At 46.2% G+C, this 20589-nt stretch carries 22 protein-coding genes; 2 read left to right on the top strand and 20 right to left on the bottom strand.

All coding sequences use genetic code 11. The features are described 5' to 3' along the window. Positions 1–79: 79 nt before the first annotated feature. Both AC4E8D_RS03500 and AC4E8D_RS03495 read right to left on the bottom strand, forming a co-directional pair. Complete coding sequence (locus AC4E8D_RS03500) at positions 80–652, bottom strand: GNAT family N-acetyltransferase (RefSeq protein ID WP_076254763.1); 573 nt, start codon at positions 650–652, stop codon at positions 80–82. A 199-nt stretch (positions 653–851) separates the two neighbouring features. Continuing rightward, positions 852–1148: a hypothetical protein gene (locus tag AC4E8D_RS03495; protein WP_036614170.1), complete on the bottom strand. Its 297-nt coding sequence runs from the start codon at positions 1146–1148 to the stop codon at positions 852–854. A gap of 185 nt (positions 1149–1333) precedes the next feature. Here AC4E8D_RS03495 and AC4E8D_RS03490 point away from each other — a divergent pair, with 185 nt between their 5' ends. After that, positions 1334–1831 carry a GAF domain-containing protein gene (locus AC4E8D_RS03490; protein ID WP_036614172.1) on the top strand — a complete coding sequence of 166 codons (498 nt, stop codon included), beginning with the start codon at positions 1334–1336 and terminating at the stop codon, positions 1829–1831. Between the two features lie 151 nt (positions 1832–1982). On the opposite strand, the gene AC4E8D_RS03485 is transcribed toward AC4E8D_RS03490, so the two are convergent. From AC4E8D_RS03485 to AC4E8D_RS03450, 8 genes are all read right to left on the bottom strand, one after another. After that, complete coding sequence (locus AC4E8D_RS03485) at positions 1983–2795, bottom strand: MerR family transcriptional regulator (RefSeq protein WP_221825645.1); 813 nt, start codon at positions 2793–2795, stop codon at positions 1983–1985. Beyond that, positions 2753–2908, bottom strand: coding sequence for a hypothetical protein (locus AC4E8D_RS03480; protein ID WP_490205863.1), 156 nt, complete (start codon positions 2906–2908; stop codon positions 2753–2755). The genes AC4E8D_RS03485 and AC4E8D_RS03480 overlap by 43 nt, the downstream gene beginning before the upstream one ends. A gap of 256 nt (positions 2909–3164) precedes the next feature. Next, positions 3165–4589 carry an aldehyde dehydrogenase family protein gene (locus tag AC4E8D_RS03475; protein WP_221825647.1) on the bottom strand — a complete coding sequence of 475 codons (1425 nt, stop codon included), beginning with the start codon at positions 4587–4589 and terminating at the stop codon, positions 3165–3167. Positions 4590–4751: 162 nt separating this feature from the next. Further along, positions 4752–4862: a universal stress protein gene (locus AC4E8D_RS03470; protein ID WP_260633054.1), complete on the bottom strand. Its 111-nt coding sequence runs from the start codon at positions 4860–4862 to the stop codon at positions 4752–4754. A gap of 116 nt (positions 4863–4978) precedes the next feature. Continuing rightward, complete coding sequence (locus AC4E8D_RS03465; protein ID WP_062837652.1) at positions 4979–6199, bottom strand: MFS transporter; 1221 nt, start codon at positions 6197–6199, stop codon at positions 4979–4981. Positions 6200–6429: 230 nt separating this feature from the next. Beyond that, positions 6430–6882, bottom strand: coding sequence for a MerR family transcriptional regulator (locus tag AC4E8D_RS03460; protein WP_221825653.1), 453 nt, complete (start codon positions 6880–6882; stop codon positions 6430–6432). 190 nt (positions 6883–7072) lie between these two features. Continuing rightward, the gene (locus AC4E8D_RS03455) at positions 7073–7459 is read right to left on the bottom strand and encodes an SdpI family protein (RefSeq protein WP_490205862.1); all 387 of its coding nucleotides are present in this window, start codon (positions 7457–7459) and stop codon (positions 7073–7075) included. 179 nt (positions 7460–7638) lie between these two features. Then, a complete protein-coding gene (locus AC4E8D_RS03450; protein WP_221825657.1) occupies positions 7639–9987 on the bottom strand; it encodes a heavy metal translocating P-type ATPase in 2349 nt (782 codons plus the stop codon). Positions 9988–10214: 227 nt separating this feature from the next. Between AC4E8D_RS03450 and AC4E8D_RS03445 the strand changes: the two genes are divergently transcribed. Then, the gene (locus AC4E8D_RS03445; RefSeq protein ID WP_036614212.1) at positions 10215–10586 is read left to right on the top strand and encodes an ArsR/SmtB family transcription factor; all 372 of its coding nucleotides are present in this window, start codon (positions 10215–10217) and stop codon (positions 10584–10586) included. A gap of 151 nt (positions 10587–10737) precedes the next feature. On the opposite strand, the gene AC4E8D_RS03440 is transcribed toward AC4E8D_RS03445, so the two are convergent. The 10 genes from AC4E8D_RS03440 to AC4E8D_RS03395 all read right to left on the bottom strand — a co-directional run bounded on the left by AC4E8D_RS03440 (position 10738) and on the right by AC4E8D_RS03395 (position 20390). Then, entirely contained in the window at positions 10738–11898 is a 1161-nt protein-coding gene (locus tag AC4E8D_RS03440; protein ID WP_047841385.1) for an AI-2E family transporter, read from the bottom strand. Positions 11899–12212: 314 nt separating this feature from the next. Next, positions 12213–13247: an LLM class flavin-dependent oxidoreductase gene (locus AC4E8D_RS03435; protein WP_051449565.1), complete on the bottom strand. Its 1035-nt coding sequence runs from the start codon at positions 13245–13247 to the stop codon at positions 12213–12215. Positions 13248–13406: 159 nt separating this feature from the next. Further along, complete coding sequence (locus AC4E8D_RS03430; RefSeq protein WP_036668255.1) at positions 13407–13718, bottom strand: ArsR/SmtB family transcription factor; 312 nt, start codon at positions 13716–13718, stop codon at positions 13407–13409. 114 nt (positions 13719–13832) lie between these two features. Then, a complete protein-coding gene (locus tag AC4E8D_RS03425) occupies positions 13833–14414 on the bottom strand; it encodes an NAD(P)H-dependent oxidoreductase (protein ID WP_221825658.1) in 582 nt (193 codons plus the stop codon). Between the two features lie 166 nt (positions 14415–14580). Continuing rightward, a complete protein-coding gene (locus AC4E8D_RS03420; protein ID WP_313771532.1) occupies positions 14581–15024 on the bottom strand; it encodes a MarR family winged helix-turn-helix transcriptional regulator in 444 nt (147 codons plus the stop codon). Between the two features lie 160 nt (positions 15025–15184). Next, complete coding sequence (locus AC4E8D_RS03415; protein WP_339306708.1) at positions 15185–15862, bottom strand: NAD(P)H-dependent oxidoreductase; 678 nt, start codon at positions 15860–15862, stop codon at positions 15185–15187. Positions 15863–16072: 210 nt separating this feature from the next. Next, entirely contained in the window at positions 16073–17818 is a 1746-nt protein-coding gene (locus AC4E8D_RS03410) for a methyl-accepting chemotaxis protein (protein WP_449005445.1), read from the bottom strand. 195 nt (positions 17819–18013) lie between these two features. After that, positions 18014–18472 (bottom strand): 2-thiouracil desulfurase family protein, encoded by a 459-nt coding sequence (locus AC4E8D_RS03405; protein WP_221825664.1) that lies wholly within the window; start codon positions 18470–18472, stop codon positions 18014–18016. 59 nt (positions 18473–18531) lie between these two features. Further along, a complete protein-coding gene (locus AC4E8D_RS03400) occupies positions 18532–19815 on the bottom strand; it encodes a hypothetical protein (protein ID WP_221825666.1) in 1284 nt (427 codons plus the stop codon). After that, complete coding sequence (locus AC4E8D_RS03395; RefSeq protein WP_221825667.1) at positions 19812–20390, bottom strand: RNA polymerase sigma factor; 579 nt, start codon at positions 20388–20390, stop codon at positions 19812–19814. Before AC4E8D_RS03395 ends, AC4E8D_RS03400 begins: the two co-directional genes overlap by 4 nt. Positions 20391–20589: the final 199 nt, after the last annotated feature.

Raw genomic sequence — 20589 nt, 5'->3', positions numbered from 1 at the left:
AGGCGAACGCTTCGCTTCTCCAGCTTTGTTCTGTTTCTTCGTTTACGTGTAATTTAAAAGCAATTATCTATTGTCTCTTTTATTTACCTTTCTTACGAAGGAACTCATCATACAGCATCGAATACATCACCATATCCTTGTATCCAGTGGACGTATGTTGCACCTGTCGTAGCAACCCTTCTCGCGTGAAGCCACGGTTTGTCAAGAACTCGCCGGAAGCCAGATTACGCGGATCAACCAGCGCTTCAATTCGATTAAGACCCATGGTCTCATACCCAAAGGGCAGCAATGCCGAGAAAGCCTCCGTCATATAACCGTGGCGCCAATAGTCACGTCCTAGCTCATAACCGATCTCACCCCGGAATGCGCCTTCAAGCTGCCATGTGTTAAAGCCACAGCTGCCAATGAGCTTGCCTGTTTCTTTGAGTTCGATCCCCCACCGGATCGCATCCTCTTCTCCTGCCATTTGGTTGAGCAGTCCAATCATGTCTGCCGCTTCGCTTGTCCCAATCATGGGCGCAAGATTCATGTAACGGGTCACCTCCCGATCTGACCAGCATGCGAACATCTGGGCCGCATCCCGGCGACGCATTTTACGCAGACGAAGCCGCGCAGTCTCCATTTCGGGAATTCTTCCTTTGCATTTATACATATAAAGACACTCCGATCCGATCTATCTCCGCAGACCATAATATTCACTAGTCATCTAATCATAACCTGCGCCGAATGGCAACTGTTCAGTCATGGACACACGTCAAAAAACCGGGCCAATTTCGCTCCCGGTCTTGTTGTACGTATGGAACAATTCAAAGTTTGAGTGAATTACGGAATCATGGCTTGTCCAATGAATTTTAAGCTTTGGACGTTTTCTTGCCCTTCCCCAGTAATTCATCGCTAACCCGGCCAAACACAGCCGTGATTTCCTTGAATTCTTCGATGCCAGTCCCGGTTAGGCTCCATTGGTCCCCGTGGGCGGTCAGGAAATTCTCCTGTGTCAGGTGTTCAAGCTCCTGCTTGATCTCCCGCTCTCCAACGCGATATCCCCGCTCTTCCAATAGGGGCAGTGCCTCGCTAACGTTCAAATCCTGATTTTGCGCGAAATATAGTAGATGAATCCGTACAAAAAGATTCTGTACCTCTGCATGCATAAGCCAAGCTCCTTCCCGGGTTATAGCCCTCCGTGGTTGCTAAGTATTTACCCCACGCAAGAAGCTGAGAAACAGGAGGATTCTTCAGGTATTCCCTTCCCTTTCCGAAATCCTCCGCTTGACTAACCGCATCCTCTGCACTATCTTGAAAATAAGTACCATTTTGCTCGGGAGGGTGATTTACCATGTTTCAAGCTGTTTCCTATGAAGGAACACGAAGTGAGCAGCACACCGCCGTCCTGGGACAGTTAAGTGCTCTGATCCGCGATGAACCTAGTGCGATTGCCAATCTGGCGAACGCTGCTGCGCTGCTCAATGTATTTATGACCGACACCAATTGGGTCGGCTTCTATCTGTATGATGGAAAAGAACTGGTCCTCGGGCCATTCCAAGGACTGCCTGCCTGTATCCGAATTCCATTGGGACGTGGTGTATGTGGCACATCTGCTGCGGAAAAACGTACCCTGGTCGTTGACGATGTTCATGCCTTCCCAGGCCACATTGCCTGTGATGCAGCATCGAACAGTGAGATTGTCGTACCGATTATCAAAAACGGCGAACTGTACGGGGTGCTGGATATCGACAGCCCGATCAAAAATCGTTTTGACGACGAAGACCGCGTCTTCCTGGAGAAAGCCGTAAGCCTGCTCACAGAGCAGTTGGAAGCAACCATACCCCTTTAGGAAATGATGAACAAGAGGATCGGAGTCTCATCACACACGATGATGAAGAACCCGTAATAACAAAGAGCGCAGTCCTCTCAGAGGTCTGCGCTCTTTGTTATCCTTTATGATTCACACCCATGTTCTTGCTCGCCCATGTTACTTTATGCATCTAGGATAAATCATGTTCCGCTTTAATCATCATCCCATCCCGCAGGAATTCAGCCAATTTCGGGTGATAACCATCATACATCTGACGGAAATTTTTATGCTCTACATACAGATTGGCCAAATCCCGATAGATCTCAGCGGTGGGTGTATAATAACCTTTGATCCATTCAAGATGCCTGCCAATAATCCGTTGTACTTTTGCACTACCGGGTTCCAATCCATCCTCAATGGCCTGTTGCAAGTCCAGATGAACCTGGTCAATTCTCGCCTGGGAATCCAGATAATCTTCTTTTGACTTCAACTCCTGATGTTCAGGTAATGTGGATGAATTGGAAGATTGGATGTCGGACCTCTGAACACCCTCTGTCTGCACATGGTACATATCATTATTGACTACAGGGTCAGAACCCGATTCATTCAGCAACTGGTGACGCCCCTTATTTACAAAACCGATATACAGCTCATGTTCATCAAGTTCCTGTTCACCTTGCAAATGAGAGATCGTTTTGTCCAGTGTCTGAATCAATCCATGCAGACGGAGTGCCTTCTCCAGCATGTCAATCCGATGCTGCTTCATGATGCGTATGACATCCTGGGGATTATCCCGGAGCATCGGGGCAATCTCATTCTCCTTCATACCCACTTCCTTACAGAAAAGGATTTGCTGGAGTCTTAGCAATTCCTGCTTTTCATAATAGATGTCCTCATCTACATCCCCAAAGGCCGGATTCAGAAGACCTGTCTCTGCATACTGGCTCAGTTCGTTCAGACTTACGCCTGACATTCCCGATACGTCCACCATGGAATACGCCATTTGAATACACCTCCTGCCTGTCCTGCAACTCCAGAGTTCAGGCTTAATTCATACTGCATTTTATTTGAATAGTGAGAGAATATAAGACTTTCGGCAATGCTGTACCGCTTCATTCCGCTCGTGCTCTGGATGGGTACATCATGCTTCGGTGATATGAACGGCGTTTAGTCAGTTATGTTGCGGTATGTTAACTATGTTATACCCGTCTCATCAGATGTGAACCCGCAGTCAGTGAAGAATCCGCATGTATTTTTGAAACTTTTTCCATGATCTTCATATAAAAAAAACCTGTGCCATTATTCTGGCACAGGAGGTGTGTGGTTATGTTTTCATTGGCATACGGTATATTGAGTAAAGAATGGAAGAAAATCACCCTTTATTAAACATAACAAACTTCAATTCCGTCATTTCCTCTACAGCATATTTTACGCCTTCACGCCCAATCCCACTTTGTTTCACCCCGCCATAGGGCATGTGATCCACTCGGAACGTCGGAATATCGTTAATCATAACTCCGCCTGCTTCGATCTGATCGACAGCATGGAGGGCGGTATGGATATCGTTTGTAAATACGCCCGCCTGAAGCCCGTATATCGAATCGTTAACATGTTCAATACCCTCTTCAACGGAATCTATCGTATTGATCACAACGATGGGTGCAAACACTTCCTGACAGGATACCTTGGCATCATGCGGAACGTTAATCAGTACCGTTGGACGCAGAATGCCTCCTTCAGCTTGACCGCCTGCTACCACCTCAGCTCCTGCCTGTTTGGCTTCTTCAATCCAATCGAGTGTACGCTGTACATCCTTGGAAGTAATCAGCGCAGAGACCACCGTATCCGGGCTCAGCGGGTCTCCGACCACCACTTGTTTGGCAGCTTCAGCGAAACGCCGGATGAATTCTTCCGTGATGTCACGATGTACGTAGATTCGCTGTAGCGAGATACATACCTGTCCCTGATACGTGAAAGCTCCGGTCACACATCGAGGAATCACTTTGTCCAGATCTGCGTCCTTATCCACGATCACCGCTGCATTCGACCCTAGCTCCAATGTCACGCGTTTGAGTCCTGCTTTGCTACGAATGCTCGTCCCTACCGCTGGACTGCCTGTAAACGTAATATGAGCAACACGGGGGTGCTCCACAAGCACATCACCAATCGTTTTGCCATCACCGCTCACCACGTTCAGTACACCATCCGGCAACCCGGCTTCCTGAAGCAGATTAGCGATGTAATAGGAAGACAGAGGCGTCTGCTCCGCAGGTTTGAGAACAATCGTATTGCCTGCTGCCAGCGCTGGACCTACCTTGTGGGCTACCAGGTTCATTGGAAAATTAAACGGTGTAATCGCACCGATGACACCTAGAGGTTGCCGCATCGTATATCCGATGCGCCCTTCTCCACCTTTGGCTGCATCCATCGGAACCGTCTCTCCGGTCAGCCGCTTGGCTTCCTCAGCGGCAAAACGATATGTTTCCACCGTCCGGTCAACCTCTGCCAGTGCTGCGGTAATTGGCTTTGCCGCTTCAAGCGCAATGATTCGCGCTGCTTCTTCTTTGCGTTCTTCAAGCATGGAGGACAACTTGTACAGAATATCTGCACGCTGATGTGCAGGCATCTGGCGCATTGCCTTCCCGGCTTGAACCGCAGCTGCAACGGCAGCCTCCGCTTCCTCGGCTGAAGCCGAAGAGACTTCTGCCAGCGTTTCCCCGGAGTATGGTGCTTGAAGTGTTTTATAATCTACGGATTCAGTCGGTTTGCCCCCGATAAACAGATGTTGTTTTTTCATATGCTGCATCCTCCATCCTTTTAGAGCCTATTGAACTTAATCTATTTATACACTATTTCCGTGCCATCAACCCACTACGGTGTTCGGCAATCATAGCTTCTAACGTTCCTGAAGAGCCATTGTGGCGATCTTGAGCTATTGCATTATAATGGATTTCACATCCTATTTAACCATCAGGACGGGGCATTCTGCATGTTTTAACACGCCATGACTGACACTACCCACGATCATCTCTGCGAGCATGCCTTTCCCGCCGGTACCCATCACGATCATTCCACAATCTCGTTCGCGCCCCACACGGCAGATCTCATTAACGGGATCACCTGCGCATGATCCGAACCATCAACAGCAACCAATATATGTTTCAGCATTGCAATTCCTCCTGTGAATTAGTGAGATGTAATGGCGGAATCGATATCCCGCAGATGATGACGGCGTACCAGCAGTACCACGACACCAATCAGAACCATTAATGCGCCAAAATAAAACGGTGTTTCTGGCAGGAACCACTCGGACAATTTACCTGCAAGCCATGGAGCAAGTGCACCACCCAGGAAACGAACAAAGCTGTATGCAGCAGAAGCAACAGAACGCTCCACAGGTGCAGCTTCCATAACAGCCGTTGTAATCAATGTGTTGTTAATTCCAAGGAAAATCCCGGCTACAATAACTGCAACAATAACGGTAGTTGGTGAACCCATCACCGTACCTACTGCCATAACAACCAGATCAATCGCGAACAATGTAAGCATGACACTCATGGACGGTACTGATCCGAATCGACGTTGCAATCTTGGTGCCACGAATACAGACGTAATCGCCAGCATCAGTCCCCAGCCAAAGAATACATATCCCAAGCCGTGCTCATCCAGATTCATGACATATGGTGAATAAGCCATCAAGGTAAAGAAACCAAAGTTATACAGGAATGCGGTAATCGCCAATGTTTTCAATGAAGGATAACTTAATGCTTTGAACGGATCGGACAAAGAACTGCGTGTTTTCGGTTTGGCCATCTTGGGCAACATAAATGTAATGCTGATAAAGGCAATCGCCATCAGGACAGCCACCCCATAGAACGGGCCACGCCAAGAGATGGAACCTAGTTCACCACCAAGCAGCGGTCCAACCGCAATCCCAAGACCAAGTGCTGCTTCGTACAAAATAATCGCTTTGGCTGTCCCCGACGTGGACAGTCCCACAATGGCAGATAACGCCGTTGCGATGAACAAGGCATTACCAAGCCCCCAACCGCCACGGTAACCAACCAGTGCACCTACCGTGTCTGAGGTACCGCCGAGGAATGAGAAGATAATAATCAACAATATACCGCTGAGCAACGTCCACTTCACACCAATCCGGCTGGATACGACACCTGTAATCAGCATCGCTACCCCGGTTACAGCGTTATAACTGGTAAATAGCAGTGACACTTGGCTTTTGGATGCATGCAGCTGATCTGCAATTGCGGGCAGAATCGGGTCAACCAGACCCAGACCCATAAAGGATATGATACATGCAAAGGCAACCGCCCATACCGCTCGCGGCTGGGATAACAGGCCCCCACGTGATGACGGCAATTCGTCCGGTAATGATGGCTCTCTTTTCATACGTAATTCCTCCTGTGAATAATTTATGTGGTGAAACATTTTATTTGAAAATAGCAGTGAAAACGATGAAAATATTGCGTTCATTTTCATGAATATAGGTAACAAAACGGCACAAATGACACCGAAACATCCGGTGTTTGTACAGGATCGCCACAGGTACTATGGTGCTCACTCCATGTAGCGATTATGTGTATACAGTTTTGTTTATTAAATATTGGATGCTAATTGGGTTAGCCGTCTTCATCACCCTGCGGATCATGTGCCTGTAACTTCTGAATACCACTCCGAACGCGTTCACGCAGCTCTTCCAGTTCAGTCTGTACGGCATGTATGCTCTGAAGTTTCTCCTCAATCAGTTGCAACTGACCATCCAGCGTTGTTTCCATCGTGGTAAGCTTCTCGATCCGTTCTCTTACTTCGGTCGTCTGCTGGTAGTCAAAACGTTGTTCATTCAAGGCATCTGCCGTTGCCACATAGGTATGTAGCTCCTGAAGGGAGAATCCAAGTACCTCTTTGGCGCGAACCACCTTCTTCAGATAATCGATATCCTCCCGAGTGTACAACCGCGTACCGCCATCTGTCCGCTGAGGTGAAGGCATGACACCAATCTCTTCATAATACCGAATGGTTCGCTTGGTCAAACCGCATTCCTTGGCTACGTCGTCGATTTTATATAAACTCATTTCCCTCACCTCTTCCATATGTCTATAATGTTATGTACATAATTATATATAATATTAACGTTAACGTCAACGTTAGATTTCAGGTATGAAGCCTTAGCAAGTTAAAATCCTCTTACAATTTTCTATCTCGACAAAAAAAGACCCGCTTCACACGCAGGTCTTCCTCTGTACACTATTCATTCAAATTACCTTAAACGTTCTGCTCATTCTGTTGCTGTTGAGCACGCTGCATTTGCTTCAATCGGCCTTCCACTCTGGTAAACAGTCTGAACGTATAGAACCCTGTAACAACCAGACTCAGTACCAAAGCTCGTACATCTGTAAGCCAGAAACCGATAATGCCGAATATCGTAATAATCACACCAAATTGCATCATCAGATTGGCGCTATAACTTTGTGCTTCGTCCCACAACTCGGGATTACTCATTGCACGCGGAGTCCGATACCCATATATCCCGTTAATCATTTTCGGTGGTTTTTTGAACACCATGAACCCCAGAATGAAATAACACACTCCGATGATGATCCCAACTATTGCTCCTGTCAAAACGTTCTCCCCTTCACTGTTGTCTTCCATAGACCTGCTTACACTGAGACTCCTCCGATAAATAGAATAACCTGCCGATGTAGCTTCACTTCTTCAGGTTATTTCTGTCCTCTCCGTTCTCGTGTACATGTCTGGTTAGACTTATCTACATAAAAATATAAAAACGGCTCTACGTATATACGAAGAGCCGCCTGGATCGTTTCGTAAACTTAGATATTCTTCACTCGAAGTACACGCATGGCGTTCAGTACAGCCAGCACTGTGACACCCACATCGGAGAATACCGCTTCCCACATGGTAGCTATGCCGAACACACCGAGTAGCAGGAAGATCGCTTTAACCCCCAAAGCAAACGCGATATTTTGCCATACAATCATTCGTGTACGCTTAGCAATGCGGATTGCACTCGCTAGTTTCGACGGTTCATCGGTCATGATGACCACATCTGCCGCTTCAATCGCAGCATCTGAACCAAGTCCACCCATGGCCACGCCCACATCGGCGCGCGCCAGTACAGGTGTATCGTTGATGCCGTCACCGACAAACACCATTTTCTCCTTCGGAGATTTGGCAGCTTCCAGTTTCTCCAGCCGCTCCACTTTGTCCTGTGGCAGCAATTCAGCATAGACCTCATCCACACCCAGCTCGCGTCCTACCGCTTCACCTACGGCTTTGGCATCACCTGTCAGCATGACCGTTTTGCGGATGCCGAGTTTCTTCAGCGCCTGAATAGCAGCGGCTGCATCATCCTTCACTTCATCAGCAATAATTAGATGACCAACATACGTGCCAGCTTCAGCCACGTGGACAATCGTTCCGGCTGTTTCTGGTGTGGTATAGGATATACCCGCCTGCTCCATTAATTTGGCGTTGCCTGCAAGCACTTCCCGACCATCCACACTCACCTTGATCCCGTGTCCGGCAACTTCGTCATAACCTTCCACACCTTGCGTGGGAATGCCCTTGGCCCAAGCTGCGCGAATGGATTCAGCGATTGGATGATTGGAATTGGCTTCAGCAATAGCTGCCAGCTTCATCAGTTCATCTTCCGTACGTCCACCTTCGGGACGAATGGCTGTTACTTTGAATACACCTTTGGTTAGTGTACCCGTTTTATCAAAAACAACAATTTTCACATCGTTCAACGCTTCAAGGTAGTTACTGCCTTTAACGAGAATCCCGTTACGTGAAGCTGCTCCGATACCACCAAAGAATCCAAGTGGAATAGAGACCACCAGCGCACAGGGGCATGAGATAACCAGGAAGACCAATGCACGATAGATCCAGTCAGCAAATGTTGCACCACTAAGTATCAACGGCGGAACAAATGCAATCACGGCTGCAAGGATAACAACAACCGGTGTGTAATAACGGGCGAATTTACTAATAAAATGTTCTGTTTTCGCTTTCCGGCTGCTTGCGTTCTGCACCAGGTCCAAAATTTTGGATACCGTTGATTCACCAAACGTTTTGGTCACTTCAATCGTCAACATACCATTCTTGTTCACAAATCCACTCAGTACATCATTTCCGGGCTCCAGCTCACGAGGTACCGATTCACCTGTCAGAGCAGAAGTGTCCACCATGGAGCGGCCAGCTCTAACGATACCATCCAGCGGTACTCGCTCTCCTGCTTTCACGACAATACGATCACCAATCCGTACGTCTTCCGGAGATACACGTTGGGTTTCGTCACCCGAACCCGTCAGGATATTGGCGTAATCCGGGCGAATGTCCATCAGTGACTGAATCGACTTGCGTGACCGATTAACAGCCATACCCTGAAACAGCTCCCCGAGCTGATAAAAGAGCATAACCGCTACCCCTTCCGGATACTCTCCAATCGCAAAGGCACCCAAGGTAGCGACGGACATCAGGAAGTATTCATCGAACACCTGGCCGCGGATGATGTTTTTGGACGCCTGGAGCACAATATCTCCCCCGGCAATCAGATAAGCGAGTGCATAGAGAGCAAATTGCGCCCAGCCCTCCAGCGGCGACCAGATTGCGGCTGCGAGCAGCACAGAACCTGCAGCAAGACGAGCAAGTAATACTTTTGTCTGTCCTGCACCATGTTCATGCGAATGGCCTGCATGGGCATCATCATGCGTATGGCTGTGATCATGTCCAGCATGACTTCCATGCTCATGCACATGACCATGTGTGTGTTCCTCTGAATCTGAGTGATCATGAGTATGCGAGTGTTTGCCATATGAATGTGAATGTCCATGATCATGTCCGGTATGGTCATGACTGTGATTATGCGCACCAGCTGCACTCCCTGTATGGGTGTGCACATGTCCGTTCACGTGTTTTCCTTTTTCCGAAATGCGAATATGCGGCTCCAGCCGAAGCACTTTGCGCTTTGCTTCTTCCACTACCTGTTCATCCATATCGGAAGTGGTGTGTAGCGATAATGTTTTGGTAACAAAATTGACAGAGCATTCGCTAATGCCTTTAATTTTTTTAACGCCATTCTCAATCTTCAAAGCGCAGTTCGCACAATCCAGTCCCTCAAGCAGCAGTTCCCTTTTCACCTGTTCCTGTCCGGTTCCCATGTGAATTCTCCCCTTTGCAGTACAAAAACGATGTTATATTTCAATTACATTCAATATATGAGCACTCATTCATATGTTTGGTTAACCCTATTATATGCACGCCTAAACATGAGTGTCAACAATCGTTGTTGATTTTTCATACAGATTATGCTAATAGTAATCATTTCGCTTTAGGCGGGTTTTGGATATAATAGAGCTATAGTTGTTAACATAGGCGGTGATAGGAAATGGAACAACCGGTTAAAGCACCAAGCGAATGTGATGCAGCCTGCTCAGGCACTGAAGCCGACGTGCAGACGATTCGCACTTCACTCATAGATCGGGAGACGTCTTCCGAGATGGCAGATTGGTTCAAGGCATTCAGCGACCCCACACGTCTACGTATTATTGATGCGCTGTTACAGAAGGAATTATGTGTTCATGACCTGACGGTTCTGCTCGACATGGGACAGTCGGCCATTTCACACCAGCTGCGTTCACTCCGCAACATGCGGATCGTCAAGCGACGCAAGGAAGGCAAGACCGTGTACTACTCTCTGGATGATGCTCATATTGAGCAGATTTTCCTGCAAACGCTCCAACATATTAAACACAGCTAGGCAGCAGCCAAGCTTGTTCATGCAGAAGAACCCCCGCCTCTCGGCTGTATGCCGATGGACGGGGGTTCTTCTTGGTAAGGGTACCGTTTTATACAGGATACAGAGTGACTAGATCTTCTGATTAACTATCCATTGGAGCTTGCCACTTTAGTCATAAAAGATTGTTTTTGTTCGGATCATACAGGCCGGATCTGTCCTTGAACCAGTTGAAGATATGCGATACACATACTTTCAGCACCGCGTATCCTGGAACAGCGAGCAGAATACCCACGACTCCAAACAGATTACCCGAAGTCAGAATGACAAAGATAATCGTGATGGGATGAATCTTCAGCGTTTTGCCCATGATCTGTGGTGAGATGAATTTACCCTCGATTAACTGCACGATTGTCCATACGGCAACCATCTTCAGCAGCATCACCGGCGAAGTAACCAGGGCCACGATCAACGCAGGGGTAATTGCAATTGCTGGTCCCAGATAAGGAACAACACTCGTGAACGATGCGATAATCGCAAGAATCAGTGCATAATCCAGCCCAATGACCATATAACCGATATAGAGCAGAATACCGATGCAGAAGCTGACGATAATCTGTCCACGAATGAATGAACTGATCTGGTGATTGATGTCTTCCAGCACATGCATTGCGCCCGTACGGCTCTTGATCGGCAGGAAAGACAGAATTTTCGCTGGCAGCTTCTTGCCGTCTTTCAGCAGATAGAACAGAATGAACGGAACCGTTACGATGGACAGCACGGTCTCCGTGAAAGCTCCGAGGAATCCGCCCAATTTGGTCCAGGTCGAGTTCAGAATTTCAGTAGCCTTTTGGGAGATTGTTCCCCACCAGTCCTGCGAATTCAGATTCACCGTCTCCTGGAACTGACCGAACAGTTGGCTGCCCGTGAGTTCCTCAAACTGCTGTTTTACCGTCTCGCTGTATGTTGGGAAATTTTCGATCAGCCCCATAATCTGGTTCCGCACAACCGGAATGACTGCCAACACTACAACGGTCAGAATGCCTCCGATGGCAAGATACAGGATCAGAATGGACCAGCCACGCTTGATTTTCCATCTTTCCATCACATCCACAATCGGATTCAGCAGATAGTAGAGTATGCCTGACAGAATAATAGGTAGCACAATGGTTTTGATGAGTACTGCGAGCGGATGAAGAACAAAAGATACTTTGGTCAGAACCATCACGTTCAGTCCCACCAACAGCAGAATCAGCAGAAATAGGACAAACTTGTTGTTAAGAAAAAATCGCTTGAACCGCTCCGGCCAAACGCGGGGTTGCTCAGGTTGCTCCATAGGCGTGTCGTCCTCTCTTATGACCCTTAATCAAAACTTAACTATAAAGCTAGATAAATGCCCATACACACGAATAAAAAAATACCTTGTACAAGCCAACATATGTATAACACTCTGGATTTATACGTATGGTGCTGATTAACCGTTTCAAATTAAACCGGTAAAGTCATTTTACCCCAAAATGAGTCTTCTGCCCCACACGAATCATTTGCAAATTCTCCCTATTCAAAAACGGCTCGCCTCACTGGGAGACGAACCGTAAATTTATAGCTATACCCTACGATTAAGCCAGTTTTAACGCTGAAAATGGAAGATTAAGCTTTTCCCGCCAATTGTGCAATCAACTCATAGGAATGCAGACGTGCCTTATGATCATAGATCATCGACGTAATAATCAGCTCATCTGCCTGTGTCTGCCGAATGAAGGATTCCAACTGCCCACGTACGGTTTCTGGTGAACCATTAACAGCTGCCTTCAGCGTCTGCTCTACACCAGCTTTCTCACGATCCGTCCATTTGCCTTCCATCTCTGCCGGAGGCTGTACCAATCCCGTTGTGCCACGAATAATGTTCAGGAACTGCTGTTGCATCGTTGTACCCAGCCATGCTGCTTCCTCGTCTGTATCCGCAACAACAGCGTTGACACCAACAATCACATGTGGCTCCTTCAAGCTATCAGATGGTTGGAAGTTGTTTCGATACGTCTCTAATGCAATCCGGGTGTAATCGGGCGAGAAGTGGCTGGCAAAAGCAAACGGCAATCCCAGCTGACCTGCCAGACGTGCACTGAAATCACTGGACCCCAAGAGGTAAATTGGAATATTCAATCCTTCTCCAGGAACTGCGCGAACAGGCGCATGATAAGATGTCGCCGAAGCATCAAAGTATGCTCTAAGTTCTGCCAATAACTCAGGGAAATCTTCCCCACTGTTCAGATCTTTGCGTAGTGCAAGCGATGTACGACGGTCACTACCTGGTGCGCGACCCAGTCCCAGGTCAATTCTGCCAGGATACAAGGATTCCAGTGTGCCGAACTGCTCAGCGATGACAAGCGGTGCATGGTTAGGCAACATGATGCCTCCTGAACCCAGACGAATCGTTTTGGTTCCACCAGCCAGATATCCAATAACAACCGAAGTTGCGGATGAAGCAATACCCGGCATGTTGTGATGTTCAGCTACCCAGTAACGGTGATATCCCCAACGCTCAGCATGCTGTGCCAGATCGAGACTGTTGCGCAGTGCATCAGCAGGTGTTGCACCTACTACGACAGGAGCCAGATCCAAGATGGAAAGCTTAACGTCGTTAATGTGTTCTTTATGGGATGAAGCCGTATTTTCTGTAGTCATTATCGTTTAATCTCCTCGATGATTATATTTTTGTATATCCAGATATATAGATTAATTAAATCGCAACTGGATATAGTGATGTGATGATAAACTAGCCGTTTACATCCGGACGGAATCCCTGCGTGCATGTGCATCCTAGCTTCCGTTCCGGCATCCGGCTTATAACTCGTTCTGCACGTACTCGGCAAACTGACGGATTGTCTCCTCGTTGCGCCGATAATACGTCCATTGTCCTCTTCGCTCGGAGAGCAGCAATCCTGCCTTGAGCATAGTCAGCAGATAACTGGATATAACCGACTGAGCCAGTCCAGCCTTCACTTGAATCGTGCCAACACAGATTCCGTTCTTGCCACCATCCGGATGCTGTGATAGTTCCAGCGGTGGAAAGTGTTGCTCCGGGTTTTTGAGCCACAACAAGATTTGTCTACGTGTCTCGTTCGATAATGCTTTGAATATAAGTATAGGTTCCATGGGTACGATTATACCCCCTTTCATCCATTTTGCAAACACATGAACAAACAAACCGACTCTTGATCGAGTCGGTCTGGTATCATATGGAATCCTTATAGGGAACCAACATCTATATTAGAATTTGGTCGTTACCGTCTGTTTAACCTGATCCAACATCGCTTGATATGCGGGTGCATCCAGGTATCCAATACTACCAAAGAGCAGATGATCTACGGTTTCAATACCTACAAAATCGAAGATACCTACGTCTGAAGTTATTTTCAATCCAGCAGTCATGCCGATCTGGTCATATATTTCATTTGGTGTACCATGGGTGTTGATAATGAGGCCTTTTTTGCCTGTCAGCAATTTCTCGATTCCTGCTTCACCTGCTGCATACGCAAAACCATAGGCGAATACACGGTCAACGTACCCTTTCAGAATGGCAGGAAGACCTGTCCACCAGATCGGATAGATGAATGTAATGGCTTCTGCATCTGTAACAAACTGTTGCTCTGTAGCGATATCCTGTGGTGTCTGTCCTGCGCGCATGGAAGCTGTATCTGCTTCAGTCAGTACGGGTTGGAATCCAAGCTTATATAAGTCACGAACGACTACTTCATGGCCTTGAGCTTCGAGAGCTTCTACAGCAGTATTGAGGATTGCGTTATTCAAGCTGTCTGTGTGCGGGTGAGCATATACGATAAGATGTTTCATAGTGTGAATCCCTCCAGGTTTGGTTTGAGTTAGGTTGCGAAAATGGGGTTACATTGATACGTTCCACATACATAGACATCTATGCATTTGGTTAAAAAAATATTTGGGTTCCTCTGCCTCCACCCCATCCAAATCTGGAAGGGTTGCAGACAGAAGAGTTCATTCATTATAACTTTCGGACAATCATGGACAGCAAGCTCTCCAATTGCTCCGACTGTTCATCGGACAAGCCACTATAGATGATGTCATTAATCTGCTCTGATACCTGATGGAAGATCGGTTCAAGACGCTTCCCCTGATCAGTAAGGCGAATCATCGTCACCCGGCTATCTTCGGCACTCTTGCTGCGTTCAACATAGCCAAGCTTCTCCAGCTTGTTGACCAGTACTGTTACCGTTGGTTGCGTGCGTTGGACACGTTCAGCCAACATCTTGATCGACAGCGTCTCTTCCCGGTACAAGAACATTAATACATCCCCATGAGAAGGAACAATCCCTGTTACCTCATGCTGTTCCAATTCGTGTACAATCCGTTTGTTGACATGGTCCCTGATTCTTGCAATCAGTGCAATTGCGTTGTATTTAGGCATGACCTCATTATACATAGACATCTATGTATTTTCAAGTTCTTTTTTATAAAAAGAAAAACAGCCCTTTCCATGCTTCTAACAGGTGGAAAATATCGGGCTGTTTCGATTCTGCTCTGATCCTGATCTGTAATGTAAGATCTTAGATAATCATTTTTGAATTCATGCTGGATTCACGCTGAATTCAGTTAATCCATTGCGTGATTTTCTCAACGGATTGTCGGGACTTCTCACGTTGGGGCTCCTCTACCCGATAACCGAAGGCTGCCATCATAGAGACGCCCCATGCGCCATTTTCCAGCAAACCCTCTTCTTCCATAATACGGTGGACGTCCTCACGGCTGAAACCTTCGATTGGACAAGAATCAATCTCGATCTGAGCTGCCGCCGTCATCATGTTGCCAAGTGCAATATAAGTTTGTTTAGATGCCCAGTCAAATAATGATCTTGGATTATCCAGAATTTTCTGATTATTTTGGAACTTTCCATAAGCCTCACTTGTTAGCTCAAATACGTTATTTGGCATTCCCTTTGTTTCCTTCAACATGTACTCCGCATAAGGAGAATTATAACTGGCATCTGATCGGGCCAAAATAACAACAAAATGGCTTGCTGTAGCCAATTGCTTTTGAGCGCCGGAAGAGACTTCGGACAGACGCTTACGCAGGTTCGGATTTTGTACAATCAGAAACTTCCACGGTTCAAGACCAATGGAACTTGGAGATAATCTGCCTGTTTCCAATATAAATTGGAAATCCTCATCCGAGATTTTACGGGTATCATCAAATATCTTTGTTGCATGCCGGAAATGATATGCCTTTAAGATGTCTTCCTTTGTCTTTGACTTTGTTGTAACTTCCATGCAGCTCCACGTCCTTTTATATATTTTTTTATGTTGAACAATAATGTTAAAGTGACTTCATCTCAAGTATTAGTTTAGGACCTATGCGTATAAATTAAAAGTACGCACATTATTGTTTCTTAGTTTATAAAAGTAAGTATTGGATGAAGACAGCAATAATCCACTAGGCACTTACATGGCGCCTAGTGGATTATCTGCGACTCTCTCCTTTTAAATCTTGAAATCTTGAACCAGCTTATTCAGATTTAATGCACTCTCCTTGACTTGATCAGATTGTTTAACTACTTCCACAGATTGCGCAGCAGAGGCAACCATATGTCCTGCGATTTCCTGACTGGATGCGGCGGATTGTTCACTTGCTGATGCAATCTCATGAATGGAGCCCACTAGTATTTTGATATTGGCAGTCACTTGTTGTGAGGTTGCATTGAGATCTTTAACGGCATTGGCATGATCAAGAGAATCGACATAATACTGTTCAGCTGTATCCTCCAATAATTTATAATCTTTGCCAACCTGATTGAACATAAAGGATAGCAATTCTTTGGCATTCGAGGACAGATTGGTTACAGACTGCATAACTTCTTCCGTGACCTGCTGAATTTGATCGGCAGCCTGTCTGGAATCATCAGCCAACTTTCGAATCTCGCTTGCTACAACCGCAAAACCTCTGCCTGCTTCTCCAGCTCTTGCAGCTTCAATGGATGCATTGAGTGCAAGCAGATTAGTCTGCGCCGTAACATCCAAAATAGATTGAGATAATATACCAATCTGATCTACAGCAGTTGCACGTTCCAGCGCTTCTGACATCTTCTTACTCGTATGATCGTACATGTCTATGGCTGCTCGGCTCGATTCGCGGGCTTCCTGCTTCAACTTTTCAGCCTTCGTGCTGGTCACATACGCGGACTCTGCTTGTTTAGATGTCTGTTCCGATATATATTCGGCTCCCTGTTGCATCTCAGCAGCCGAATGATTCATATTTTCCGTATGGGCTGAAGCCTCTTCCATTGCAGCAGAGAGCTCTTCAACTGTAGCTGATACTTCACGAATTCGTTCATTCAGACCAGCCATATTCTGGTTGGTAAGATCGCTAACCTGGTTGATATGATGAGATTCCTGAACTACACCACGAATGACATTTGTTGTGGAATCGGTCATTGTACGAATAGCTCGTGCGATGACACTTATCTCATTATTTCCCTGTGTTAGGTGCGGATCCAAGGATGCCGTTAAGTTGCCTTTTGTTATTTCTTCACAATAACGGGTAATTGCTTTCATTCGTTGACGTATACTGCGAATCATTACAAATGAAATCAGAATGAGCGCTGCAAGGGAAAGCAAAAGAACCGAACCGAGCACCAATGCTCGCTGCTGAATTACTTCCTGTGTATCCGCATAGAGCTTGGCTGACTCTTCTTCGTTATGCGCACTCAAAAGGGTGATCGTCTCCACAATCGCTGTACTGCTTTTGTTAATTCTTCCTCTCTCTTCACTATCGTAGGTGCCCGACATCTTTTTGCTATCCATGATTTGCTCAATATCCTGATAATATGTATCCATCTTTGCTACCAAATCTGCAAATATCTCTTTTTCTTTGGTATCCAATGTTCTTGCTGAAAATTCATTCAAGCCATCCGTGATACTCTTCTTACCTTTTTGAACCTGATCGTACTGTTTGTCGGTGTACTCTGCATTATCAAGAACCTTTGTATAATTGGCGCGCATATTATAGAAATTACTTTTCAATTCAAGAACATTGGTTTGATGCTGGAAACGGTCATTGTAGAGGATACCTTGTCCCGTTTTTGCTTCGTTCATTCCCAAAATTCCAATCAGAAAGACAGTAAACAAGCCGATTAGACTAATCACAGTCATGATGACCATCGTTGTTGTTAATTTCATATTTTTGAGTTTATTTCCTTTCTTATATTTTGGCTTAGACTGAATTGACATGATTATTCCCCCACTTTAAATAGTAGATAGCCTTATATATCTTATATCTATATCGTATGTATCCATATTGTTTGTTAGCATTTCAGGAAAATTGACTTTATTCTTTTAATGAGAAAAGTAATGGGAGACAACAGAAAAGCCGCCAGAATATAATCCAGCGGCTTTTCTGTGAATATGAAACGATATCTATGCGACCTATAGTTGCTCCATCCACTCATTTTCAGAAATGACGGTATATCCTTCTTGTCTCAACAATGCTGAGGTGACACCTTCTCCAGTTACCTTTTGATTGGCAAAATTCCCATCATAGATCTTCTGTGTACCACAGGACGGACTAAACTCCTTCAGTACCACACACGATACATTCAATTCTCGCGCCCATTCGAGCGTCTGATAGGCTCCCTTGATATACAGCTCTGTGACGTCCTTGCCACTTTTCTCGATCACTTTTGCAGTGCCTGCCAGCACGTCCTTGCCTGTGCCACCGATAATTTCAGCCGGTTCTCGCGGAGTGGAGAATCCACCAAGCAGCTCCGGGCATACCATCTTAGCCTGGTCCTGCTTCACAAGCTCCTGAATCTTCTCATCCAGGCTCGCTGTTCCATTGTAACGGCAAGCTACCCCCGCCAGACATGAACTCACCAAATATTTCATCGTTATCTCCTTATACTCATTCCATCTATGAAGTAAATTGTAACATATAAGATCAAGCCCTATAACTCACCTCTGGTAATCATCTTGATCCGTCCATCTTCCCTGTATTCAACCTGAAAAACATCCGTGCTCGACTCCAGTTCAAATGTGACCATGCCTGGATGGTCAGGATTACGGTGAAGTTTATACGCTTGAAGATCCATTTTAAATATTTTTTTAATTATAGGTTCTACTCCTTCTCTAAGAAGAGACTCCTGTATGTTATATAGTTCCTGATAATAAGCCTCTATTTCTTCCCAGTCTGCAAAGTCTTGCTCATAATGATTAGCATCCCCAACCGTATAACCCAAGCCCTCTTTTCCTTCGGTCATCTGGACAAAGTAGTTATCTTTAAAGGAAAAGGAGACTGTATCTTTGCCGAGTTCATCATCTTTGCTTCGGCTTGCTCTTACCAGATCAAGATTGGCTTTACCAGACAGAGCCTCAATTGCGTTTCTGGCATCCGCCAGCGCTGCCTGTGATATTTGATCAGGTCTAAGGTCGCCTGTGATCGATACAGCCTTGTCCTGCTGCCATACAATCTCCCCATAACCATGGCCAGTCTCATTCTCTAACGCTAATGTCGTATGTGATATCGGCTCCAATTCCCCTTGCTTCATACTCACAAAACGTTTGACTGATGCAGGTTTAAGCGTTGGAGTGCTGCCTATACTTTGCAAAAGCGTTGGAACTTGACGCAGATAACGGTGCTCCAACTCGCTTGGCTGCATCTCACGTCTCATCTGTACTTCACGCAGATTTCCTGTTGTCGCATCGAGCCATATCTGCGCATACTCCTTCTCGCTTTCATTTCCAGCCTCTACATATATTCTGCCGGACACAGGCAGGTCTTCCACTTTCATAATCTTCAGCTGTTTACCCAGATCATCTCGCATCGTAGTCGCAACATTTCTTTTCATTTTGTCGGTTAGCAGATTTGTGTTCAAACCATCGGATAACTGTAACGTTGCTGTCGGATAGACCTGCTCGATTACGGGTTTCACCAGCTGTCCATCATTCCAGATCCATAGGAACAATCCAGCCGCAATAACCAACGCACCTGTGCCGGCAACAAGAGGTCCTTTTCTAGGGCGACGCTTGTGGGACACGTTGTTCACTTTCAGTCTAAACGGCCTGGATGGCCTGGAACTGTCCTCTGACCTATCTCCCTTGCTCCCCTCTTCCGACTTCTTCATCCACTCCACCTGTTGAAGCACCTTTCGCTTGTGATCCTCCGTAAAAGGAGACGAAGCAAACGGTCCCTTCCGGATTTCCTTCTCCCATTGCTCATCCTTGTGTCTCATTTGCTTCGCTCCTCCCATTGTTTCCGTACCTTATCCTTACCTCGGGATAGTCTGGATTTTACTGTGCCTAAGCTGATTTTCAATATCTCAGCAATCTCACTCGTCGTAAGCTCATATTTCAGATTCAGCAAAAGGATCTCCCGGAACTTCTTCGGCAACGCCAGAACAATATCCCAGATTTCATGGATATGCTCCTTACGCATCACTTCCATCTCGGCCGAAGGATGTGCAGGCTGCTCTGCAATCATGACTCTTTGGCTTGAATCCCCACGCTCTGTCTCAATGGGTAACGTCTCTCCCCACAGGCTACTACGAAAAAATCTGGATTTTCGATATGTAAAAGTCGTGTTCCTAGTAATCGTCAACAGCCATGTTTTCAGTGAGCAATCCCCACGATAAAGAGCGATCCCCGAGTACGCCCGAATAAATACCTCCTGTGACAATTCATCTGCCTGTTCGGCACTTTTGGTCAGGAAATAAGCGTAATTCCACACGTCATTTCCGTAGTCATCCATTATGCTGCTAAGTGTGTAATTGTCTATGGTCTGAGCTTGTGCCAGTAATTGATCATCCAACTGTTGTTCACCTCACTTAATATGACTGAGTCTAATGTGATTTGGTTCCCTGTTTTGGACATTATTTCTTATTATTGTAGCAAAATAAAAAACAGCATGTTCAACATCGCTGAACACGCTGATTCCTTCAAGTTTGCTTGTTAGAAATCTCTATCAGGAAGCTTATAAGCGAACGCACCACTTCATCAGTTAATTCTGC

Source organism: Paenibacillus sp. SRL342 (genome assembly GCF_984798905.1).
The sequence above is the reverse complement of the archived record's forward strand: the minus strand, read 5'-3'. Positions and strand labels throughout refer to the sequence as shown.